Here is a 21,166-nt window from a genome sequence, read left to right as displayed (position 1 = left end):
TGCATAGTGATTTAGGATATTTTTGCAAATTTGATTTTTACACTGAGATATATTTTTTGGAGAAATTTCAAAATTATTTGCAAAAAGAGAAGAAACAAAAAAGAAAAGAAGCAAAATTTTACGCATGCAGCTGCTTCATCAAAAGCACAAGACCTATTCTATCTTTCACATTTAGCTTGCTGTAAATCGACGTAGTGTGCGCCTTCACCGTCCTTAAAGTAATGCCTGTTTGCTCTGAAATTTCATTGTTTGTTAGACCTTGGTAGATTAAGTTTGCGATCTCTTTTTCGCGTGAGCTAAGCTCACCTAGATCAGACTTTCTCTCTAAAGTTTCACTTTCATTATTTATATATGAGCCAGTTAGTTCTCCAATCATCGCTTGGATAAATTCTGGATAAAGCCAAACTTTGCCATTTAAAATCGTCTCAAAGGCATCTTCAAAGTGCGTTTTTCTCATGTGTGAGTTTGCATATCCTTTGACACCAAGAGCCAGCAGATGTTTGCCTTCACTAAATTTTGGTTCGTTTGCAAGGATTAGACATTTTATATTTGGAAAACTTTCATGAATGGTTTTAATATTTTCATCAAGGCTATCTTTAAAAGCATTTGTATCTATACCGACGATATCAACCTCATTGTTTAAATTTGCAAAAAAATCCTTTTTATTGTGAGTAAATTTCACACTATCATCTGAAAAATACCCTCGCCAAAGATTATTAAGCGAACCATTTTGAGTAAAAAAAACCACATTCATAATTATATTTCCTTATATCACATATAGGTTTGCTCGTAAATTTTTGACTCATTTACGAAAACGATCAAGTAACGCTCCTTGCCACTATTTGCCTCAAATTTATAACTAAAAGTGGATAAAAATTTCTCAACCACTCCTTTGCTCTCTTTTAAAAAGATACTCATCTCAAAACAACCATTTGATATGGCGTATCTATATGGCACACTAAGAGATAGTAAATTTAGATCAAAGTCCAAGCTATCGCTACTTTCATCGTAGCCACTAATTGATATTTTGATGCTCTTTATAAGCTCATCTTTAATCTCTACACCAGATAAATTTATGCAATTTTCACTTTTTAAATTTATCATCTCATCAAAACTTTTTTCACAGTCTTTAAAGTGAAATTTGACGACCCCTCTTCCGATTAGATCGCATATTTTGCCATCATTTACAATGACAAATTCCTCAGCCAGCTTTGCTCTTGAAATTTGATATTCGCTAAAATTTTGCTCAAAGCTAGCTGACTTTTGCATTATCGCTCCGTTAAAGCGTTTTGCTTTGCTTTCAAGATAGGTTTTAGCAGATAGTCAAGTATCGTCTTTTTACCAGTAATGATATCAGCTGAAACTATCATACCAACCTTTATCCTAAGTGGCTTCTCTTCGCTACCAAGATAGTTTTTCTCAGTTTCTATCCTGACTAAATAGTAGCTCTCGCCTGTTTTTTCATTTGTCTCGGTATCGGCACTGATCTGCGTTACTTTGCCTTTTAAGCCGCCATAAATACTAAAATCATACGCCGTAAATTTAACCATCGTATCAAGCCCCGGTCTTAAGAACGCAACGTCAGCTGGCTTAACCTTTACCTCAGCGATGAGCTTATCTTCTAGTGGGACGATCTCAGCTATGTTTTCACCAGGCTTGATAACGCCAGAGACGGTATGCACCATCATCTTACTAACGATACCATTTACCGGAGATCTTACATAAGTTCTTTCAACCCTGTCGCTTAGGCTGATTTGCGACTCGTTTATCCTTGCGATCTCAGCAGAGACTTCGTTTAGCTCTTTTTTTGCATTGTTTTTAAATGCCAGCTTTGCCTCTTCTATCTTGTTTTTTGCCTCTTTTATGGTTGATTCGACCCTTGGCACAGCAAGCACAGAGGCATCAAGCTCGCCCTTTAGGTCATTTACGCGTCTTTGAAGCTGGATATACTCGACCTCACTAACAAGACCTTTTTTAAAGATAGGCTCCATGATCGCTTTTTCTTTTAAAACAAGGTTGTAGCTATTTTGAGTTTGAGAAATTTTATTTCTAAGCTCATTTAGCTCACTTTGGCGCTGATGGATCTGCTCTGTTAGAATTCCTATTTGTTCATTTAAGTGATCGATGTTTGAGTTATGCAAGCTTATCTCGTATCTTACGGCCTTGCTATTGTTCGCATCTCTTGTTTCGTTGTAGTCAAATTCTTTATCATTTGCTTCAGCATCAAGCCTCATAAATTTAGCCTGAAGCTCATCAAGTCTTAGTTTTGACTCGCCGTAGCTACTTGTAAAGTTTTTATTATCAAGTCTGATTAAAATTTGATCTTTTTTAACCTCATCGCCCTCTTTTACAAAAATTTGATCCACGATACCACCCTCAAGGTTTTGTATTGCTTGGTTTTTACCTGATGGGATGATCTTGCCGCTACCTCTTGTTATCTCATCTATCTGTGCCCACGAAGCCCAAAGAAGTAGCCAAAATACAGTTATGCTAACTGCATAAAGTATCTTTTTTGAGGTTGATGGAGCTTTTGCCAAAACTGCTTCTGAGAGGCTTGACATAAATTTCAAGTCATAAGCATCGTAGTTTTTTGCTTGGATGTTTGACTTGATGCCATCTACGCTATTTAAAATTTGATCTCCAGCGCTCTCTTGCTCTTTTATGTCACTTTTTTGGACTGGCTTTTCGTCTGGCTTTAAATTTTCATTTTGTTGATTTTTTATATCTTCTTGCATAATCACTTCCCACTAAGTCTAGCTAAAACTTCGTCTCTTGGACCATCTAGTAAAATTTTGCCGTTATCCATCACTATGAGCCTATCAACAAGATCGAGCATCGATGTTCTGTGAGTTACTAAAATCATAGTTTTATTTACGGTATTTACCTTTAAATTTGCTTTTAGCTTGCTCTCAACTGTATTGTCTAGTGAATTTGTAGGCTCGTCAAGCAAGATGATAGGACTATCAAGCAAAAATGCCCTAGCCACAGCTATACTTTGACGCTGACCGCCGCTAATGCCATCACCTCTTTCAAATACTGGCATATCAAAACCAAGTGGATGAGCATTGACATATTCATCTACGCCACTTACCTTAGCAGCTTTAATGATCTGCATATCATCGACATAAGGAGCTTTTTGAACAATATTTTCTCTAACCGTTCCTTTAAATAGCACAACATCTTGTGGCACGTAGCCGATATTTCTTCTAAGGTCAGCTGGGTCTATCTGGTTGATATCTATACCATCGATTAGTACCGAGCCTTCGGTCGGTGCATAAAGGCCTAGGATTATCTTTTGTAAGGTTGTCTTACCAGAGCCATTTCTACCGATGATGCCTACTTTCTCACCCGGCTGAATGACAAAATTTATCCTATCAAGTGAGCCTTTTGTAGTGTCTGGATATGTAAAACTAACGTTTTTAAACTCTATCTTTCCCTCAAAAGAATTTCTTCTAACAAATTTCTTGCCCTCAGGCCTTTCAACTGGCATCTGCATGATCTTACTAAGGCTTTGATAAGCTGTCTTTGTCTGCTCGAAATTTGCAGCTAGTGAGGCTACTTGACCCATAGGGGCGATCGCACGAGAGCTAAGCATAACAGCAGCGATCAAACCACCCATTGTAAGGTGCGTATCTTGTATCATATAAACGCCAAGAACGATGATAGCGATAGTGTTTAACTGAACCAAAAATGAAGTCACGGTCGTGATTGAAGTAGTGATTATTTTTGATTTGATGCTTCTGTTTGCTATCTCGCCAGTCGCCTCTTCCCAGTTCCACTGCACGTGACCGCTAGCACCAAGAGTTTTAATGGTCTCTAAGCTGCTAAGGCTCTCTATCAAAATTCCATTTTTCATAGCTGAAGCCTCAAATGTGCTCTTGATAGCGTTTTGAAGCGGATCTTTTATAAAAAATGTGTAGCACAAAATAGCTATCATGATAACGATAGGCACAAGCACAAGGTAGCTTCCTATAAAATAAGTAACTATCAAGAAGATTAACGCAAATGGTAGATCCACTATGGCAGCAAGCGACGCAGATGAGAAGAAATTTCTAACTGTGTCAAATTCTTTCAAGTTGCTAGCAAATGAACCAACTGACTTTGGCTTATTGCTAAATTTCATATCCATTACGCGCTCAAACAAGATAGAGCTCATAATGATATCGCTCTTCTTGCCTGCGATCTCAAGAAAATATGAACGAACAAATTTTAAAAATAGATCGATGCCATAAACGACGCTCACGCCAAGCGCTAGAACCCAAAGTGTCTCAACTGCATTATTTGGCACAACGCGGTCATAGACGTTCATCGTAAAGAGCGGGCTTGCAAGGACAAATAAGTTTATGATAAAGCTTGCTATCACGACGTCAAAGTAAATTTTCTTAGAGCGCTTTAAAGTGCCCCAAAACCAGTGATCATTACCAGCATCAATAAGCTTTGTCGAGCTTGTATCTTCTGGGACAAATTCACGTTTTAGGTAGTAAGCATAGCCTAAATACTCATCTTTTAGCTTGCTTGTTTCTATCGTGCTAGTGCCAGTTGAAAGATCAGGCGTTATGATGTTTGCCATCTTTTTGTCTTCGCTGAAAGATTGCAAGATGCACGCTTTTTTGCCTCTAAGCATCAAGATACAAGGCAAAACTAAAGGCGAAATTTGATCAAGGTCTTTTCTGACAAGAGTCGATGCAAAGCCAGCACGTGAAGCTGCACGAGAAAATAAAGACTTCGAGCTCTTTAGTGAAAAAAGCTCGATCTCTTCGCCATCTTTTACAGGCAGACCGATAGTCAAAGCATCGGCACTATATGGGTTGTTATGAAGCTTGGTAAAGATCACCAAACATTGAAGCAGTTCGTCTTTTATCTTATCGCTATGCATCTATCATCCAATATTTTTGATTTCATCTATGTAAATTCCTTGCATATTTTTAATGCCAAGCTCAATTAGCTTACTCTTTTGCTCTTCGCTCTCAACACCGATCGCAATCAAAATGATATCTTTTGAGCTTAAAACAACATCTAGTGATTGTTTTGTATTTGCTCCTGATTTATCACTTAAAAAGTCAATTAAGACGCTTGACTGGATCTTTACATAGTCTGGATTAAATTCTTTTAGCTTCTCAATGCCTTTTGCATTAAGATCAAAGTGGTCAAATCCAAAACCAAAGCCGAGTTCTTTTAATTTTTTAGTAAGTCTAACTATACTTTCGATACTAATATCGTCTTTGTTTGGAATTTCTATATAGTTTTTAGATTTTGAAATTTGAGCGATTTTCTTAAGCGTAGCTTCAAGTTTTGAGAAATTCTCATCCGAGCTTAATATCTCTTTACCCAAATTTATCGCCAAGCTTCCTTGAGGCAAGATATTTTCAGGCAAAATTCTAGCGATTCTATTTAGGATATGAAGATCGAGCATCGCACCTAAATTTAACTCATTTACCATTGGCATAAAGTATGATGCCATACGCCATTTGCCCTCGCTATCAACTAGCCTTAGATAGAGTTCGTACTGCTCAAAGTTTGAGTCAAAACCAACTACTTTTTGAGCTGCAAATTTAAATTTATCCTCTTTTATAGAGTCAAAGATAAGCTCTTTGTATTTCTCTTTGCCGATGACTAAGGTGTTTTGATTTGCATTAAATTCCTTGCAAGTAAAGCAGCCAGCCAGTCTTGCACTAGCCAAAGTGACGTCAGCAGACGTAAGTAGTGTCCTCATATCAGTGCTTGGCGAGTACTCAACAATAGCAGCATTGACTGGGCATTCACTATCATTTATAGAGAAATTTGCATAGAGTTTTTTAAACTCAGCCATGATCTTATCGTCTAAAGCTGAGAAATTTGATGAGTTTTTACCGTAAGAAAGCAAGATAAAGTCGTTGTCGTTTAGCCTTGCAACGATCGCATTTTGGTCATTTTCGGTAGATTTTTCTTGTAAAATTTGGGCTATTTTTATGATGACACTTTGCCATTTTTCAAAGCCAAGAACGCCTTTTAGCCCAGCTAGATCTTTAAAGCTAACAAGTGATGCAACACCGCTTGAATACTCTTCACTTGCTAGATACTCACTAAATTTAGTTTGAAAAAATCTTCTATTGTAAGTGCCGCTCATAGAGTCTTTATATAAAAGCTCTTGATACTTGCTAAGTGTTGCGGCCTCTCTTTCAAATATGTCTTGAACCTTGCTAACCATCGAGTTCATGGCAAGCACCATCTTTTTAAGGTCTGTTGTGAATGGAATTCTCTTTTGGATGATAAATTTATTATCAAGTATCGCTTCAGCTTGATCCTGAACCTTAACAAGTGGTCTAAATATCGCCTTAAGAGCAAAAAATGCCACGACAAGAGCGATGATGATCATTAAAGCTAGAAAGTTAAAAATATTTTTTGAGTTTGAGTAAAGCTCATTGTAGGCAAGTGCTGTGCTGCCTTGAACATATAAAGTGCCAAATTTTGCCCAGCCAGTCATGATCTCGCTAGTTGCAACAGGAGCTTCAAATTTAGCGATCTTATAAAACCACTCAGGGATATCTTTAACGATAGTTTGTTGAGAATTTTCTATGAGCACCTTACCATCGACGTCTTCAAGTTTAATGAGCTTGTATCTGCCGCTATCAAACATAGAATTTATCATCGTTTGTGCCAAAGACATATCCTCAGGATCAACAATCGGCTTTAAAGCAAGTCCAAGTGAGTTTGCTGTGTGCCTTGCGTTTTCACCGAGCTGGTCGTTGATGTATCCATTTAGGCTCTTAAAATTTAAGTAGCCAACAGCCATAAAAATCACGATGCCAAAAGCTATCACAGCGATCATAATCTGTTTAAATAGCGTCATAAATCCTCTTTTCCTATCCTATCTATTAATTCCATCCACTTAGGATTTTGTTTTTTATTTCCACCTGGTATTGCCTGACCAAGACCTTCTTGTTTTGCCAAGTATAGCGAATCACCGTTGAAACTATAAACTGGCACAAGGTCTGTTCTTTGAGTTGCGATTTTTATTTTACCATTTATGTTGTCTAAAATTAATGGAATAGACTTTGGTGTATCATAATATGCCAAAACCATATGTGCTTGGTTGTATCTTAAGGCTTTAACGTATGTGAAGTATAATTTTTGAGTTGGAATTCCAAGTTGCTTTAGTGTGAAATATTTTGCGATAACGTAGTCTTCGCAGTCACCAGCGCCTTTTCCTACAAATTCCATTCTGGTAGCCCAGTAATCTTTTTTATGCCAAAGTTGCATATCATCAACCCACCTAAAAGAGTTAAAAAAATCATTTACTTTTATTAATTTCTCTTGTTCGGTTGCATCTTGCAATGAAGTCATTAAAGAATTTAATGCCGATGCCCTTCTTCTTGCATCTTCTCCATAAATTTTAGCCACCTTTGCTATCGTTGTTTGTTTTATAAAATCCCCGACAGCATTTAATGCTAATAACGAAAAAAGGACGCTTAAAGTAAGCGTCCAAAATTTTGCTTTGACCCTCATGGTCATCACTTTTTAAATTTTTATCTTAAGTCGTTTTGAATACTGCAAGCGCCTTGAATATATCTCTTAGCAAAGCCTGGTTCAAAACTATCTGAAACCATACCCATGTTATCTAGCAATCTATATTTTGCATAAGATAGTGCAGTCTCTGTTGTAGCGATCTCTTTTAAAGCTGTGTTGTACTCGTTTTCTGCATCAAGTAGGTTGATAAGGTCGCGGCGACCGATTCTAAACTCATCTTGGTATGCATCAAGAGTTGCCTTTGCATATTCAACGTGTTGATTTAGATATCCCATTTTTTCTTGGTTAAGAACATAGTTTTGCCATGAGAATTCTAAAGACTCTTTAAGCTCTCTTACAAGGTTATCCATAGTTTGTTGCTCTTGTTGAACAGCAAGTTGGCTCTTCTCTTTATCAAGCTTATCATTACCTTTATTGTAAAGGTTATAGTTTAATCTTAAAAGAGCGTCAAATGTTTGCTCTTCATAATCATCATATAAAACATTTGAGTGATCATAAGCACCTGACACAACAAGATCTAGTTTTGGTAAGAATGGTGCATTTTTCTCTTTTACAACAGACTCTGCCATAGCGATGTTTGATCTTTGAACTAGAAGTGTTGGGTTACAAAGAACAGCTTTATCATAAACAGCCTCTTTAGTGCTTGGTAATGGCAGGTTAAATTCAGGCATTACTAGGTTTTTAGCAGCAACTTTTCTTCCATATAGTTTTTCAAATGTAGAAAGTGCGTCTTCATAGTTATTTTTTGCAGCTATATAGTTTGATTGAGCCAAAGTATAGCGTGATCCAGCTTGTCTCTCTTCAGAAGCTACACCATAACCTGATCTTGCTCTATCTTTGATTTGGCTATAAATTTCTTCATGGCTTTTTACGTTTTCTTCTTCAATGTCAAGAATTCTCTTTGTTTGAAGAACTTGTAGATAAGCATTTGCAGCGCTTAGTGTTAGTCTATCTGCAGCTTGAGCTACTGTGTAAGCAGCTGAATCAAGTCTTGCGCTTTGAGAGTTGATTCTGTTTTTATCAGCACCACCATTGTAAAGGTTTTCAACTAAAGTTAAAGATGCGCCAGATACTCTGCCATCGCCTCTTCTTGTTGTAAGACCGTCATCAAGACGCTTTCTCTCATATCCTACTCTAGCAGCCGCATCGAGTGTTGGATAGTAAGCATTTTTAGCTATTTTTAGATCTTTGCCAACTTGTAAGTAGTTAAATTCTGTAGCTTTTAAACTTGGGTTTTCATTTAAAATAGTTTTTACAACTTGATCCAAAGTCAATACGCTATCATCAGCTTGTGCTGTAGCTGCTGCTTTAGGCTCAGCAGATATAGTTTGCTCTATATTAGATTTTTTAGCTGACTGGGCATTTGTTACAGGTGACTTAGCTCTCATTAAAGCATCTTTATAGCCTGACTCGTTTTGAACTTTAGCTAACAACTCATTAGCTTCATTTTCAGAAACTGGAGTTGTATCAACATATAAAAACTTTCTTCCACCAACTTCATAAACGCCAGTAGTTAGTCTGCTATCTGATATTTTGCTGTTTACTTTGCTAACAGCACTATCGATTCTAGCAGCGCTATCATCTTGAGCGAATGAAGCTAGAAAAATCCTATAAGGGACATCTTGAGCAGACAGCAACGTTGCTGCGGCCAAAGCACTAATTGCTAACATCTTTTTCATAACTAGATCCTTTTACCTTTTTATTGTCAAGCTTTGGCTCGACTTTTAGTGCGAATTATACACCAAGAAATATTAAACGTATTTTAAATACCTTATGACAAAAAAATAATTTTTATATTGTCTTAGAAAATCGCCTTAAATTTTCAGGAATTTTCTTAAGATACTCATCAAAACACATTGCAATATTTCGTATTATCAGCGTTCCTGTCTCATTTACACTGATTTTATCTGTCGTAACATCGACAAATTCACTTAAATTCTTTAGCTCTTCAAGCTCATTTTTGAAATGTTCAAAGAAATTTATATGAAATTCATCCTCGACTGCCTTGATATTAAGCCCAAAATTACTCATCAAACTCATAATCACACTTTTTCTAAGCAAGTCTTCATCGCTTAGATAAATTCCTTTTGCGTATGGCAACTTTCCACTATCGATCGCCTTTTCATACTCGTCCATATCTTTATGATTTTGCGCGTAGTGTCTTTTACACTCACCTATACTTGTGATGCCTATGCCGATAAGATCAGCGCCACCTTTTGTCGTATAGCCTTGGAAATTTCTATGCAAAGTGCCATTTGCCAAAGCGCCAAAAAGCTCATCATTTGGCTTTGCAAAGTGATCCATTCCTATCATTTTGTAGCCATTTTTGGTTAAAAACTCAGCTGTAAATTTTAAAATTTCAAGCTTTACTTCTGGATTTGGCAGGGTTGTCTCATCAAATTTACGCATCGACTTTTTGATCCATGGCACGTGAGCATAGTTAAATACTGCAAGCCTATCAGGATCAAGCGTAAGAGCAAGCTCAAGCGTCTTTTTAAAGCTCTCCAGACTTTGATACGGCAGGCCGTAGATCAGGTCCATATTGATTGATTTTATGCCCTTTTCTCTAGCCATTTTTACGGCATTTTGAGTGATCTCGTATGGCTGAATTCTATGAATTTCTTTTTGAACCTTCTCATCAAAGTCTTGCACGCCGTAGCTTATGCGGTTAAAGCCGTGAGATATGAGCACATCAAGCTGCTCATTTGTCAAAAATCTAGGGTCTATCTCGCAGCTTATCTCAGCCTCTTTTGAGAAATTTTTAAATTTAGCCTTGATAAGTTTGATGATCTCATCAAGTTGTTCAGCATTATAAAATGTCGGAGTACCACCACCAAAATGCATCTGCAAGACCTCAGTGCTAGTATCTAGGTGGCGAGCTAAAATTTCAAGCTCTTTTTCTATATATCTTATATATCTCTCTTTGCGGTCCTCTTTGCTCGTGTAGATGACGTTACAGCCACAAAAATAGCAAGCACTCCTGCAAAATGGCAAGTGTAAATAAAGCGAAAGCGGCCTTTTTTTATCGCGGTTTTCAAGCTCTTTTATATAAGCCTCATAGCTAAATTTATCACTAAACTCCGGTGCTGTCGGATAGCTCGTATATCTTGGCCCTGGCCTTGAATACTTCACATACGCACTAAAATCAATCATCTGCCCTGCTCCTTGCCATTTGGATCATCTCTTTGATATCTACAAATAAATTTGGATGCTCTTTTTTTATATTTTTTACTAATTTTTCAAGATCTATGTTAAACTGCCTGCTCTTTTTATCGTGAGCGATCTTCTTGATCTCATCCATCGCAACCACCCAAACATCGCTAAAATCAACTGGGATATTTTGCCAGATCGTCTTTTCAAGCCTCAGGTCAAAATTCTCTTTTTGCGTCTCTTTTAAAGCCTCTATCAAAGCTGAGAGCGATTGTACTGAAATGACCGTGTGTAAATTTTGATTTTCATCAATGCCAAACCACGGCTCTTTCGAGTCCCATGAGCCACTTTTTAAATTTAAGATATGCTCGTTTGGATTTTTCGTTGAAACTATCTCAAAGACCGTTTTTTCAGGCTCGCTTAGCCCAAGGTTATTACCGATCTCATCTATCTCATCATATATATTTATATTTTTCTCTTCACTCATCTTCTTATCTCATCTAACCAGACCATCACGCCTTTTTGAGCATGAAGTCTATTTTCCGCCTCGCTAAAAATTTCATCCGCGTGCCTCTCAAAGACCGCCTCGCTCACCTCGTAGCCTCTGTAAGCTGGCAAGCAGTGCAAAAATATCGCGTCTTTTTTAGCTAAACTCATCAAATTTTCATCCACGCAGTATCCAGCAAAGTCTTTTAGCCTCTTTTCTTTCTCGGCCTCTTGCCCCATCGATACCCAAGTGTCCGTAGTAACTACATCGGCACCATTTACCGCTTCTTTTATATCATTTGTGATAAAAATTTTAGCCCCTGAAATTTTTGCGTTTTCATTGGCCATTTTTAAAATTTCAGCCTCCGCCTCATAGCCTTTTGGCGTAGCCACTCTTAGCTCAAGTCCTAGCTTGCTTGCTAGCATGAGCCACGAGTGGGTCATATTGTTGCCGTCTCCTACGTATGCGACCTTCTCGCCTGCGCTAAATTCTAGCATGGTTAGATAGTCTGCCATGAGCTGCACTGGGTGAAATTTATCGCTTAGGCCGTTTATCACTGGCACGCTTGAAAATTTAGCAAATTCTTCTAGCGTCTCGTGCTTATCAACCCTTAGCATCGCCATGTCGCACATCCTGCTTATCACTCTAGCGGTGTCACGTATAGGCTCGCCACGTCCTATTTGTATATCATTTTTGCTTAAAAATAGCGCATATCCACCAAGCTCATGCATGCCAACATCAAAGCTTACTCTCGTTCTAGTCGAGCTTTTTTCAAATATCATCGCAAGCTTTTGATCTTTAAGATATGGCTTAAATTCTCTAGCTTTCGCCTCTTTTTTGATCTTGCGAGCTAAATTTATCATCTGCTCGATTTCATCTTTGCTAAAGTCATTTAGCGTCAAAAAGTGCCTCATCTTAGCCCCTTAAAATTTTAGCCGCTTCTTTTGCGTGATAGGTAATGATCAAATTTGCCCCTGCTCTTTTAAAGCCGATCAAGGTCTCCATCATAACGCGCTCATAGTCGATGATACCAGCTTTTGCGCCAGCTTTTAGCAGTGCGTACTCGCCGCTTACGTTATAGACACAGATCGGCAAAAGTGTTAAGTTTCTAAGCTCTCTAACGACGTCAAGATAGGCAAGCGCTGGCTTTACCATCAAGATATCAGCGCCTTGTGCCTCGTCTTGTAAGCTCTCATTTATAGCTTCAAGGCGGTTTGCGCTGTCCATTTGGTAGCTCTTTCTATCGCCAAAGCTTGGTGCACTTTGCGCCACATCACGAAATGGTCCGTAGTAGGCTGAGGCAAATTTAGTCGAGTATGCCATCACTGGTAAATTTTCATAGCCATTACTATCAAGCGCCTCTCTTAGCGTTGCGATGATGCCATCCATCATGCCACTTGGTGCGATCATGTCGGCGCCATTTTGAGCGTGTATCAAGGCTTGCTTAGCTGAAATTTCAAGCGTTGCATCATTGTCGATCGTGTTATGCACATGATCGATTATGCCGCAGTGGCCGTGGTCTGTATATTCGCAAAAGCAAAGATCGGTGACGACTACTAAATTTGGAAATTTATCTTTTATGGCTCTAAGCGCAGTTGCGATGATGCCGTCATTACTTAGTGCGTCGCTGCCAACGCTATCTTTTAGGCTTGGTATGCCAAATAAAATGATCGATTTTATGCCTAAATTTACTATCTCTTCGCACTCTTTTAAAATTTCATCGATACTCATTTGATAAACGCCTGGCATCGAAGAAATTTCATTTTTAATGCCCCTGCCCTCGACTACAAAGAGCGGATAGATGAAGTCATTTACGCTAAGGCTAGTCTCTCTTACCATCTCTCTTAAAGCTGGATTTATTCTTAATCTTCTAAAACGTTTAAACATATTTTTGCCTTTTCTTTGTTAAAATGCGTGATTTTTAGCTAGTTTAGCACAGTTGGAGTAAATTTAAAATGAAAATAGAAATTTCAAACGCCGCAAATCTACCCTCAAGATTTGGCACTTATAAGGTTCAAGCATTCAAAGAAGGGGCAAAAGAGCACCTCGTGATCTACAAAGAGCCTTTGAGCGAAGTCGTAAATCTTAGAATTCACTCTGAGTGCCTAACTGGCGATGCGATCGGAAGCCTAAAGTGCGACTGTCGCGATCAGCTTGAAGCGAGTCTAAAATATATCGAAGAAAATGGCGGCATGGTCATCTACCTGCGTCAAGAGGGCAGAAATATCGGGCTTTTAAATAAGATAAACGCTTACAGTCTGCAAGACAAGGGCTTTGATACGATAGAAGCCAATCACCAGCTAGGTTTTAAAGCCGATGAGAGGACGTATGAAGTGGTTGATTTTATCCTAAATCACTACGGCATAAAAGAGGTAAATTTACTCACAAATAACCCTTTAAAACTTCACGGACTAAGTTCAGTAAAGATCGTAAAGCGCGTGCCTATCGTCATAAAACCAAATAAATTTAACGAAGGCTACTTAAAGGTCAAAAAAGAGCAAATGGGACACATCTTGTGATGAAAAATGAGCTCTGCTTGCCAGCTTATTTTGATGAAAAAGTAAAGGCTTACGCTCAAATTTTTGCTAAATTTAACAAAGTTCATAGCTTAAGCAACTATAAAGATATAAGCGAGCAGGTGCTTGATAGCATAAAGCCGCTTGAAATTTTTGACCTAAGTGCCAAAACGGCGATCGATGTTGGTAGTGGAGCTGGCTTTCCAGCGATATTTTTAGCGCTTGCGATGCCGCGCACTAAGTGGTACCTTTTTGAGCCGATAGCTAAAAAGTCATCATTTCTAAGCTACGCTAAGATCGAGCTTGGCTTGCAAAATTTAGAAGTTCATAGCCAAAAGATCGAGCTTGCAGATAAATTTACAGCTGATCTCATCACTTCAAGGGCGCTTAGCAAGACAAAAGAGCTTATAAAAATTTGCAAGGGATTTTATGATGAGAGCACTAAGTTTCTCATCTACAAGGGCTCTAGCGTCATGGATGAAATTTCAGGCATAGATGCGCAAATTTATAATGAAAAAAACAGAAACTACATATTTTTTAATCTCAAAAATCAAGGGGAGATACGTTGAAATACTTGCTTTTTGTAGCGATTTTGGTTGCGATTTACATCATATTTTTTAAAAATAGAAAAAAAAGCGACAAGATAAGCACCAGCAACTTCGAAGAGTGCAGCAAATGCGGTGTCTTTAGCGACATCGATCAAATGGTGCTAAGGGACGGAAAATACATCTGCAAAGAGTGCATAAAGGGTGAGAGATGAAAATTTTGGGTGATGAGCTGATAAAATTTGAACCGCTATTTCTTTGTAAAAGCGAAGATGAAATTTCAAGCGATAGGCAAAATCTCTTTAAATTTGATAGAAATTTGATAAAAAGAGCGTTAGAGGTTGGAGCAAACTTTAGCATCATCGCAAATGACATCAACGAAGCTATCATCGCAAACGCCGCTGGAGCAAAATTTATTATTGCCGATATTACGCTAGCAAAAGATCTGGCAAAAATCGCGCAAAACTACCTATTTGACGCGCTTATCGCCGTTGTGATCCAGAGTGAAACAAGCCTTTGTGAGCTTGCGAAATTTGAGATCGACGCAGCGATCCTGCCAAATGCTATAAAAGAATAAGGACAAAAATGGAAATTTTCAAAACCGCTTTTTTAATGGTTGCTTTAATGCTAGTTTTTATCGCTGTTGGCGGCTATGTGGGCGGCGAGCAAGGCATGATGATCGCCTTTTTGATGGCAGCTGGCATGAACCTATTTTCTTACTTTTTCAGCGACAAGCTCGTACTAAAAAGATATAACGCCATCCCAGTTGATGAGAGCAACGCCCACGGCCTTTACGAGATCGTCTCTCGCCTCACACAAAAGGCGAATTTGCCGATGCCAAAAATTTACATCATCCCAGAAGAGGTGCCAAATGCCTTTGCCACAGGCCGCAACCCAAGCCACGCAGCCGTCGCAGTAACCGAGGGGCTTTTAAAAATTTTAAATGAAAATGAGATCGAGGGCGTGCTAGCTCACGAGCTAAGCCATGTAAGGCACTACGACATCCTAACTGGCTCAGTCGCAGCCATACTAGCTGGGGCTATCGCAATGGTCGCAAATTTTGCCAAGATAGGCACCCTCGCTGGTCAAAATCAAAACTCGCAGCGAAACGCCAACCCAGTAATTATGCTAATCATCGCCGTTGTGATGCCTCTAGCTGCCACGGTCATCCAAATGGCGATCTCAAGGGAGCGCGAGTATAAGGCGGACAAAGGCGCAGCCTATCTAACGGGACACCCAGAGTGGCTAGCTAGCGCGCTAACAAAACTTGAAAACTACTCAAATTCTTACGTCATGCAAAACGCAAGCGAACAAAGCGCACATATGTTTATCGTAAATCCATTTGGCTCGCTAACTAGCAAGCTTAGCGTGCTTTTTAGAACGCACCCAAGCACTAGTGACAGGATCGCCGAGCTTCAAAGGCTTGAGCAAGAGATAAAAAGAGGTATGTAGATTTAGCCCTTAGTAAATTTGGGCTAAATTTTTCGTTTTTTGGTTTAAATTTTAAATATAGTAGTCAAATTTTAAGGCGAGTATTTCGCTCTAAAATTTGAGCTAAGCTGTAAGCGAAGCCAAATTTTAGTAGTCAATTCTTGCGAGTGAATGAAATTTTAAAATTTACTTTGAGATATAAATTTATCAAAAGGGAGACAAGGGGACTCGAGTTACGAAGCCGTCCCCTTATCCCCCTTTTTAAATCCCCTAAACCCCTCGCACGTTCAAAGTGCATGCTTCAGTGCTTCGCACTGCATGCGGTTTGTGTAATAGAAAGTCAGGCAAATTTTAAAATTATGAACGAGTATATTACGGCTCTAAATTTAGTGCTAAACATGGTGAAGCCTAATTTTAGTAGTCTGCTAAAGCGAGTGAGTAAGATTTAAAATTTGCAAAATTACTTTGTTAAATCAGATGAGTGTCAAGCAAATTTTAAAATTTCATGAACGAGTAATTTCGGCTCTAAAATTTGAGCTAAGCTGCAAGCGAAGCCAAATTTTAGTAGTCAATTCTTGCGAGTGAATGAAAGTTTAAAATTTGTAAAGCAATCTAATCAAATTTAAATGTTTGTTTTCTTTGTTAAGGGGGAAGAGGCTTGAATTATGGTCTGCTTGCAGTTACGAGTTTGCGAAGTAAAAGAGCTCCCTTCCCCCTTAACAATCCCCTAACCCCGACAACGTTAGAAGTGGCATGCAATGGTGCTGGCGCACTGCATGCGTTTTGTCCAATAGAATTCCACCAAATTTGCAGGACAAAAACTGAAATTTAACCCCAAATTTCACTGCAGCTTCTTGCAGTCTTCATCTTTTATGGTGTATTCAAAGATTAGTTCGCCGTTTTCTGAGTAGAAAATTTCATCCAAGCTAACACCGATGCTTAGCATATTTAAGATTTCTTTATCCTTGCAGGCTGTTCTTAAATTCTCTTTTTTTATAGCCTCGATAAATTCCAAAAGCTCTTTTTCTTCAAGCCTTTTGATCTCTTGCTTTCTTGCGTGTTTGACGGCGTATCTGTAGATGAGCGTGTCGCCGACGTTTAAGATATCATTAAGAGTTAGCGTCGGCGTGCAGATAAATGGGAGCTTTTTTTTGTAGTATGTTGCGTGATTTTTCGCTGCCATATCTGGCGTAATAGCTAGAGCTAGCGAGCAAAAAAACAGCGCAAAAATAGCTACTCGCAACTACTCTTATCCAGCTTCAAATCAAAAAGATGTCTGCCCTCAAAGCCGTAGCTGCCACTTAGCGTGATGCCGCGATTTAGCGCAGCTCTTGCCATGCCTGAGTTGCAAAGTGCCTCTTTTCCATTTTGATAAAACTCATCTTTTAAAGCCGAAATTTGAGCCTTGTTGTAGCCTTTTAGCTTCTTTGTCTTAGTCTCGTTTAAGACAAACTCGCCATGTATGTTTAGCCCGTCGCTGCTTACATCTTTTAGCGTGATCATCTCATCGACCCTGCTTGGTAAATTTGGCTTTGCAGTTTGGACGACAAAAGCTGGGATCTGCTTTGTATCAAGCTGATTTAGTATCTGCTCATAGACTTTAAACTCACTCTCTTGCACACCAAAAGCAAGGCTTGCAAGAGCTAATAAAACGATCTTTTTCACATATTACCTTTATATAAATTTTCTAGTGATATTTGGCGAGAGTTTGACCAAGATGTCGTAGTTTATCGTGCCAAAAAAGTTAGCCCAGACATTTGCGTCCTCAAAGACGCAGACCCACTCGCCACTATCTTTACAGCTAAAACTATCCATCGAAATTTTACCAAGTACCATCTCGCCGTTTGCAAGCCTTAGCTCGCCAAGTCCATTGTATCTTAGCAGTCCGTCGCCATATCCAAGATCATAAGTAGCGACGTTTATATCGTCTTTTGCTATAAATTTGGCCCCATATCCCACGCTTTGACCACTTTTTAAGACCCGCCTGCTAACGCGCTTTGCCCAAAGTGAAAGCACTGACTTTAAATTTAAAGAGCTATTAAACTGAGCATATCCATACTGAGCGATGCCCACGCGCACCATCTCATCTTTTATCTCGCTCGCTCTTTCGAGGGCGGCTGAGTTGTGAGAGTGAAAGATCGGTTTTTTAAAGCCAAATTCATCGCAAAGAGCTAAAATTTTCGCTTTTGCGGCGTTAAAATTTTCTCTTTGCACGAAATAATCAGCATTTAACTCATCGCTTGCGCGAAAGTGCGTATAAGCGCCAAGAAGCTCTAAATTTCTTCTGGCTAAAATTTCAAATGCATAATCAAGTTCGCTTATATCAAGCCCATTTCTATGCATGCCAGTGTCGATGGCGAGGTTGATTTTTGTGTTTTCTTTTATCTTTAAAAGTGCGTCTATGTCGTTTATGGCGTAGGTAAATTTAGCGCTCTCATCGCCTGTTGGGATGTGCGAGAGGATCAAGATATTTTCAAAGATATCAGCGATCTCATTTGCTTCACACTCACTCTTTACAGCGCAGTTTTTTATGCCAAATTTCTTAGCCTCGCTAGCTATGAGCCTTGCTCCGTGCCCATAAGCGTTATCTTTTAGCACGACGATAACATTTTCTTTTCCGCCAGCTTTGTCACAAATTTTAGTTAGATTGTGGATGTAAGCTGCTTTGTTTAGGTGTATCTCAGACATTAAAATTCACATCATAAGCTTTATAAACGTCGGGCAAGAGCTTTCTTACGTTGTAGTCAAATGCATAAAATTTAGCGTAAATTTCTTTTAGATTAGCCTCTTTGACCTTGCTAAAGTCAAAGACGTCAGTGCCATTTTTCTTTGGCACTTGGCGGTCTAGCTCAGCAAAAAATGCAGATCTAGCCTCTAAAATTTTCTCTATCTTCTCTTTTACTTCTTTAGATTTTTCCACTTCTACTCCTCTATAAAAATTTTCATCTCATCGCCATAAAGCTTGACATAAAGGGTCTTTTGACCTGCAAATTTATGCGTATCAGCAGCGTAATCCTCATAAAAACTCACGCGAAAGAGTTTGTCGTTTTTAAGATTTGGATAAGGTGTGATGAGAAAATTTGAAAAAGCGATATGTTTTTTCTCTTTTTTAGAAAAGATCGCTCGTTTCATATTTTTAAAATTTTCTAAGCTCATGCCGTCATATCGCTCAAAATCTTTATCATAAAATTTCAAATAGCTATCAATGTCACTCTCGCTCCAAGTCTTTTTCCAGTTAAGAATTCCAGAGATGATGACAGCTATGTCGTTTGCAGCGGCTTCTGGGCGCTTATCCTCGTAGATAAATGCGAGTGTTTTTTTGTGGTCTATAACTTCGTCAAATTTCATCAAGATGTCATTTTGCATAGCCACGCAGCCTTTTGTCTTTAGCTCATCTGTCCTTTGACCATCGAGCGGATAGCCATGTATCCAGATGCCGCTGCCATTGCGTTTTGCAAGTTTATCAAGTAAATTTGGATATGAAAGAGAAAAGGCAAGAGGCCCCAAGTATCTATCATTTGGCGTAAATCTACGCGTGAGCTGATAGACGCCAACTGGCGTTTTTAGATCGCCCTCAAGCAGTTTGTCGCCGTTTTTGCCAACGATGACACTTGAGCTAAATAGTTTTTTTGTAACGCCGTCTTTATAAGAGATGACTTCAAGCTCTTTATCAGTCTTATCAACCACGCTTAGAAGTATCTCGTTGTCGTAATATCCGTATCTAACGTCCTTGTCTTTGAGCTTTTCTAGCCAGTAGTCCTTACTTAAAATGTTCTTTTCAATGGCTTCTATGACAGCAGATGGACCATTTTTTAAGTAAATTTCTTCGTAATTTTGGGCAAAAAGACAAGGCGCTAACGCGATGAAGAAAAGTAGTATCTTTTTCAAATGAAGTGTCCCAAAAAGTAAAATTTAGTGCGTAATTATAACCTAAAAAATTTCAATTTTTAAATTTTAAAGGGAATTTTAGTTTCTTTATATGTATAATCTGAAAACCATTATTAATTTACCACAAAGGAAAAATATGAAAAAACTTGTTTTTGGTGCATTGCTTGCGGCTTCTACACTAATGGCGGCTGACATCAGCTTAGATCATGTCAGAGCAAGAGACACAAAGCCTGGCACAAACAATAGCGCTATTTTCATGGATATTAAAAATGCTTCGAATGCCGATGTAAAGCTAGTTGGCGTTCATTCAAGTGTTTGCAAAAGCACTGAAATTCACACTCACAAGATGGAAAATGGCATGATGGCTATGGTTCAGGTTGAGGACGCTGTTATCCCAAAAAATGGCGAGACAAAGCTAGCACCTGGCGGTCTTCACATCATGCTTATGGATCTAAATAAGCCCATAAAAGATGGTGACAAGGTTGATCTGGAGCTAAAATTTAGCAACGGCGAGAGCATCAAGCTTGATAATATCGGAGTAACTAAAAACTTTAAATAATGAAAAAAATTCTAATCCTTTTTTCACTCATATTTATCGTAGCAGGCGCTTTTTGGATAGGTCATAAATTTATGGTCAGCAAAGAGGATCCGCCTGAATTTGCCGATGTAAATATATCGCTTGATCCTCTAAAATGCGATCTAAACAAAGATGCTTGCGAGGTGAAATTTAATGGCGTTAAGCTAAAGATAGACATCTCGCCAAGACCGATCTTTGCGATGAGGCCATTTAGCTTTAAGATCATTAATGGCAAAAATTTAGAGCTAAAAGATCCAAATCTTGTAATAGATGGCATAAACATGAACATGGGTTCTATAAAGGCAAGGCTTGAGCAAAGAGGCGATAATCTAATAGCGCAAGTCGTGCTAAGTGCTTGCGTGGTCGATCTTATGAGGTATAGGTTTAAGCTGCTTGATGGCGAAAAGGATACTGGATTTTTTGTAGATCTTGATCTAAAAATGTAAGGGCAAATGATGAAAAAGACACTTTGGGGCTTAATAATAATCTTAATATGTGCTGGTCTTGCGATGCTTTTTATAAAGCCAAACAAGTATGATTTTAAGGCGCTTTCAGAGCATGGCGAAGTGAGCCTTAAAAATTATAACGGCAAGTATAAAGCGATATATTTTGGTTATCTTTACTGCCCCGATGTCTGCCCTACTACGCTCTCTCTTGTGGGCGATGAGCTAAATAAACTAAAAAGAGACGACTTTGAGCTACTTTTCATCACTCTTGATCCTGAGCGTGACACGCCTGAAAATTTAACCCTAATGGCAAAAAATTTCTACAAAGATGCAGACGGACTAAAGATGAATGATCTGCCAAAAGTCGCTAAAAACTACGGCGTAAAATACCAAAAAGTACATCTTAAAAACTCTGCTATGGGCTACTCTGTCGCTCACAGCTCCGCTATCTATCTGCTAGATAAGGAGGGGAATTTCTACAGCGAAATTTCAAATTTAACTAGTGAAAATATCAGAGAAAATCTTTTAAATTTGATAAAAGAGCGACCTTAAATTTATCTTTTAGATCAAAATTTCTTATTTTTAAAGAAAAACTTCTTAAACAGCTATACAATTCTTTT

General features: G+C 38.6%; 24 protein-coding genes. 8 read left to right on the top strand and 16 right to left on the bottom strand.

From position 1 onward, the window contains the following. Window positions 1–118: 118 nt before the first annotated feature. The 11 genes from CVT07_RS03005 to hemB all read right to left on the bottom strand — a co-directional run bounded on the left by CVT07_RS03005 (window position 119) and on the right by hemB (window position 13,030). Complete coding sequence (locus CVT07_RS03005) at window positions 119–754, bottom strand: response regulator transcription factor (protein WP_107937292.1); 636 nt, start codon at window positions 752–754, stop codon at window positions 119–121. A 17-nt stretch (window positions 755–771) separates the two neighbouring features. Next, window positions 772–1,269 (bottom strand): DUF5416 family protein, encoded by a 498-nt coding sequence (locus CVT07_RS03000; protein WP_107937294.1) that lies wholly within the window; start codon window positions 1,267–1,269, stop codon window positions 772–774. After that, a complete protein-coding gene (locus CVT07_RS02995; RefSeq protein ID WP_021089988.1) occupies window positions 1,269–2,735 on the bottom strand; it encodes an HlyD family type I secretion periplasmic adaptor subunit in 1,467 nt (488 codons plus the stop codon). Before CVT07_RS02995 ends, CVT07_RS03000 begins: the two co-directional genes overlap by 1 nt. Window positions 2,736–2,737: 2 nt before the next feature. Continuing rightward, window positions 2,738–4,876, bottom strand: a complete 2,139-nt coding sequence (locus CVT07_RS02990; protein WP_002941147.1) for a type I secretion system permease/ATPase — start codon at window positions 4,874–4,876, stop codon at window positions 2,738–2,740. 3 nt (window positions 4,877–4,879) lie between these two features. Further along, entirely contained in the window at window positions 4,880–6,829 is a 1,950-nt protein-coding gene (locus CVT07_RS02985; protein ID WP_012001498.1) for a bifunctional diguanylate cyclase/phosphodiesterase, read from the bottom strand. Next, window positions 6,826–7,485 carry a transglutaminase-like cysteine peptidase gene (locus CVT07_RS02980; protein ID WP_012001497.1) on the bottom strand — a complete coding sequence of 220 codons (660 nt, stop codon included), beginning with the start codon at window positions 7,483–7,485 and terminating at the stop codon, window positions 6,826–6,828. The genes CVT07_RS02985 and CVT07_RS02980 overlap by 4 nt, the downstream gene beginning before the upstream one ends. 20 nt (window positions 7,486–7,505) lie before the next feature. Next, on the bottom strand, window positions 7,506–9,185 hold the full coding sequence (locus tag CVT07_RS02975; protein ID WP_103596751.1) for a TolC family outer membrane protein: 1,680 nt from the start codon (window positions 9,183–9,185) through the stop codon (window positions 7,506–7,508). A gap of 112 nt (window positions 9,186–9,297) precedes the next feature. Further along, on the bottom strand, window positions 9,298–10,659 hold the full coding sequence (hemN, locus tag CVT07_RS02970) for an oxygen-independent coproporphyrinogen III oxidase (RefSeq protein WP_107847747.1): 1,362 nt from the start codon (window positions 10,657–10,659) through the stop codon (window positions 9,298–9,300). Beyond that, on the bottom strand, window positions 10,652–11,143 hold the full coding sequence (locus CVT07_RS02965) for a DUF2603 domain-containing protein (protein WP_107937296.1): 492 nt from the start codon (window positions 11,141–11,143) through the stop codon (window positions 10,652–10,654). Before CVT07_RS02965 ends, hemN begins: the two co-directional genes overlap by 8 nt. Beyond that, entirely contained in the window at window positions 11,140–12,057 is a 918-nt protein-coding gene (gene argF, locus CVT07_RS02960) for an ornithine carbamoyltransferase (protein ID WP_107937298.1), read from the bottom strand. Before argF ends, CVT07_RS02965 begins: the two co-directional genes overlap by 4 nt. 1 nt (window position 12,058) lies before the next feature. Continuing rightward, window positions 12,059–13,030, bottom strand: coding sequence for a porphobilinogen synthase (hemB, locus tag CVT07_RS02955; RefSeq protein ID WP_107937300.1), 972 nt, complete (start codon window positions 13,028–13,030; stop codon window positions 12,059–12,061). Between the two features lie 68 nt (window positions 13,031–13,098). Here hemB and ribA point away from each other — a divergent pair, with 68 nt between their 5' ends. Genes ribA through htpX form a run of 5 tightly spaced genes read left to right on the top strand, consistent with a single transcriptional unit; the run spans window position 13,099 to window position 15,656 of the window. Continuing rightward, window positions 13,099–13,662: a GTP cyclohydrolase II gene (ribA, locus tag CVT07_RS02950; RefSeq protein ID WP_012001491.1), complete on the top strand. Its 564-nt coding sequence runs from the start codon at window positions 13,099–13,101 to the stop codon at window positions 13,660–13,662. Continuing rightward, complete coding sequence (gene rsmG, locus CVT07_RS02945; protein ID WP_107937302.1) at window positions 13,662–14,228, top strand: 16S rRNA (guanine(527)-N(7))-methyltransferase RsmG; 567 nt, start codon at window positions 13,662–13,664, stop codon at window positions 14,226–14,228. The genes ribA and rsmG overlap by 1 nt, the downstream gene beginning before the upstream one ends. Next, window positions 14,225–14,419, top strand: a complete 195-nt coding sequence (locus CVT07_RS02940) for a hypothetical protein (RefSeq protein WP_009294554.1) — start codon at window positions 14,225–14,227, stop codon at window positions 14,417–14,419. Before rsmG ends, CVT07_RS02940 begins: the two co-directional genes overlap by 4 nt. Beyond that, entirely contained in the window at window positions 14,416–14,781 is a 366-nt protein-coding gene (locus tag CVT07_RS02935) for a hypothetical protein (RefSeq protein WP_107937304.1), read from the top strand. Before CVT07_RS02940 ends, CVT07_RS02935 begins: the two co-directional genes overlap by 4 nt. 8 nt (window positions 14,782–14,789) lie before the next feature. Next, window positions 14,790–15,656, top strand: a complete 867-nt coding sequence (htpX, locus tag CVT07_RS02930; protein WP_107937306.1) for a zinc metalloprotease HtpX — start codon at window positions 14,790–14,792, stop codon at window positions 15,654–15,656. A gap of 820 nt (window positions 15,657–16,476) precedes the next feature. Here htpX and CVT07_RS02925 read toward each other — a convergent pair. The 5 genes from CVT07_RS02925 to CVT07_RS02905 are packed head-to-tail and all read right to left on the bottom strand — an operon-like array spanning window position 16,477 to window position 19,523. Continuing rightward, entirely contained in the window at window positions 16,477–16,818 is a 342-nt protein-coding gene (locus CVT07_RS02925; protein ID WP_180385146.1) for a hypothetical protein, read from the bottom strand. Window positions 16,819–16,868: 50 nt separating this feature from the next. After that, window positions 16,869–17,300 carry a hypothetical protein gene (locus tag CVT07_RS02920; protein ID WP_021088382.1) on the bottom strand — a complete coding sequence of 144 codons (432 nt, stop codon included), beginning with the start codon at window positions 17,298–17,300 and terminating at the stop codon, window positions 16,869–16,871. Window positions 17,301–17,309: 9 nt separating this feature from the next. After that, window positions 17,310–18,323 carry an alanine racemase gene (locus CVT07_RS02915; RefSeq protein ID WP_107937310.1) on the bottom strand — a complete coding sequence of 338 codons (1,014 nt, stop codon included), beginning with the start codon at window positions 18,321–18,323 and terminating at the stop codon, window positions 17,310–17,312. Next, window positions 18,316–18,555 (bottom strand): CmeU family protein, encoded by a 240-nt coding sequence (gene cmeU / locus CVT07_RS02910; RefSeq protein ID WP_107937312.1) that lies wholly within the window; start codon window positions 18,553–18,555, stop codon window positions 18,316–18,318. Before cmeU ends, CVT07_RS02915 begins: the two co-directional genes overlap by 8 nt. A gap of 2 nt (window positions 18,556–18,557) precedes the next feature. Then, the gene (locus CVT07_RS02905; protein WP_107937314.1) at window positions 18,558–19,523 is read right to left on the bottom strand and encodes a L,D-transpeptidase family protein; all 966 of its coding nucleotides are present in this window, start codon (window positions 19,521–19,523) and stop codon (window positions 18,558–18,560) included. 136 nt (window positions 19,524–19,659) lie between these two features. Here CVT07_RS02905 and CVT07_RS02900 point away from each other — a divergent pair, with 136 nt between their 5' ends. From CVT07_RS02900 to CVT07_RS02890, 3 genes are read left to right on the top strand one after another with little or no spacing between them, the layout of a single operon-like run. After that, on the top strand, window positions 19,660–20,082 hold the full coding sequence (locus CVT07_RS02900) for a copper chaperone PCu(A)C (RefSeq protein WP_012001485.1): 423 nt from the start codon (window positions 19,660–19,662) through the stop codon (window positions 20,080–20,082). Beyond that, window positions 20,082–20,546 carry a hypothetical protein gene (locus CVT07_RS02895; RefSeq protein ID WP_107937316.1) on the top strand — a complete coding sequence of 155 codons (465 nt, stop codon included), beginning with the start codon at window positions 20,082–20,084 and terminating at the stop codon, window positions 20,544–20,546. Before CVT07_RS02900 ends, CVT07_RS02895 begins: the two co-directional genes overlap by 1 nt. Before the next feature lie 9 nt (window positions 20,547–20,555). Next, the gene (locus CVT07_RS02890; protein ID WP_107937318.1) at window positions 20,556–21,098 is read left to right on the top strand and encodes an SCO family protein; all 543 of its coding nucleotides are present in this window, start codon (window positions 20,556–20,558) and stop codon (window positions 21,096–21,098) included. Window positions 21,099–21,166: the final 68 nt, after the last annotated feature.

The organism is Campylobacter concisus (genome assembly GCF_003048875.2).
GTDB lineage: Bacteria > Campylobacterota > Campylobacteria > Campylobacterales > Campylobacteraceae > Campylobacter_A > Campylobacter_A concisus_AU.
The sequence above is the reverse complement of the archived record's forward strand: the minus strand, read 5'-3'. Positions and strand labels throughout refer to the sequence as shown.

What these genes read in the sequence shown, in the direction of transcription:
- ribA (WP_012001491.1), top strand. Translation starts at nt 13,099, where the DNA reads ATGAAAATAGAAATTTCAAACGCCGCAAATCTACCCTCAAGATTTGGC.
- hemN (WP_107847747.1), bottom strand. Translation starts at nt 10,659, where the DNA reads ATGATTGATTTTAGTGCGTATGTGAAGTATTCAAGGCCAGGGCCAAGA.
- CVT07_RS03005 (WP_107937292.1), bottom strand. Translation starts at nt 754, where the DNA reads ATGAATGTGGTTTTTTTTACTCAAAATGGTTCGCTTAATAATCTTTGG.
- htpX (WP_107937306.1), top strand. Translation starts at nt 14,790, where the DNA reads ATGGAAATTTTCAAAACCGCTTTTTTAATGGTTGCTTTAATGCTAGTT.
- CVT07_RS02935 (WP_107937304.1), top strand. Translation starts at nt 14,416, where the DNA reads ATGAAAATTTTGGGTGATGAGCTGATAAAATTTGAACCGCTATTTCTT.
- CVT07_RS02985 (WP_012001498.1), bottom strand. Translation starts at nt 6,829, where the DNA reads ATGACGCTATTTAAACAGATTATGATCGCTGTGATAGCTTTTGGCATC.
- CVT07_RS02975 (WP_103596751.1), bottom strand. Translation starts at nt 9,185, where the DNA reads ATGAAAAAGATGTTAGCAATTAGTGCTTTGGCCGCAGCAACGTTGCTG.
- CVT07_RS02900 (WP_012001485.1), top strand. Translation starts at nt 19,660, where the DNA reads ATGAAAAAACTTGTTTTTGGTGCATTGCTTGCGGCTTCTACACTAATG.
- CVT07_RS02925 (WP_180385146.1), bottom strand. Translation starts at nt 16,818, where the DNA reads ATGGCAGCGAAAAATCACGCAACATACTACAAAAAAAAGCTCCCATTT.
- CVT07_RS03000 (WP_107937294.1), bottom strand. Translation starts at nt 1,269, where the DNA reads ATGCAAAAGTCAGCTAGCTTTGAGCAAAATTTTAGCGAATATCAAATT.
- CVT07_RS02995 (WP_021089988.1), bottom strand. Translation starts at nt 2,735, where the DNA reads ATGCAAGAAGATATAAAAAATCAACAAAATGAAAATTTAAAGCCAGAC.
- CVT07_RS02980 (WP_012001497.1), bottom strand. Translation starts at nt 7,485, where the DNA reads ATGAGGGTCAAAGCAAAATTTTGGACGCTTACTTTAAGCGTCCTTTTT.
- rsmG (WP_107937302.1), top strand. Translation starts at nt 13,662, where the DNA reads ATGAAAAATGAGCTCTGCTTGCCAGCTTATTTTGATGAAAAAGTAAAG.
- hemB (WP_107937300.1), bottom strand. Translation starts at nt 13,030, where the DNA reads ATGTTTAAACGTTTTAGAAGATTAAGAATAAATCCAGCTTTAAGAGAG.
- CVT07_RS02915 (WP_107937310.1), bottom strand. Translation starts at nt 18,323, where the DNA reads ATGTCTGAGATACACCTAAACAAAGCAGCTTACATCCACAATCTAACT.
- CVT07_RS02895 (WP_107937316.1), top strand. Translation starts at nt 20,082, where the DNA reads ATGAAAAAAATTCTAATCCTTTTTTCACTCATATTTATCGTAGCAGGC.
- CVT07_RS02990 (WP_002941147.1), bottom strand. Translation starts at nt 4,876, where the DNA reads ATGCATAGCGATAAGATAAAAGACGAACTGCTTCAATGTTTGGTGATC.
- CVT07_RS02890 (WP_107937318.1), top strand. Translation starts at nt 20,556, where the DNA reads ATGAAAAAGACACTTTGGGGCTTAATAATAATCTTAATATGTGCTGGT.
- argF (WP_107937298.1), bottom strand. Translation starts at nt 12,057, where the DNA reads ATGAGGCACTTTTTGACGCTAAATGACTTTAGCAAAGATGAAATCGAG.
- CVT07_RS02965 (WP_107937296.1), bottom strand. Translation starts at nt 11,143, where the DNA reads ATGAGTGAAGAGAAAAATATAAATATATATGATGAGATAGATGAGATC.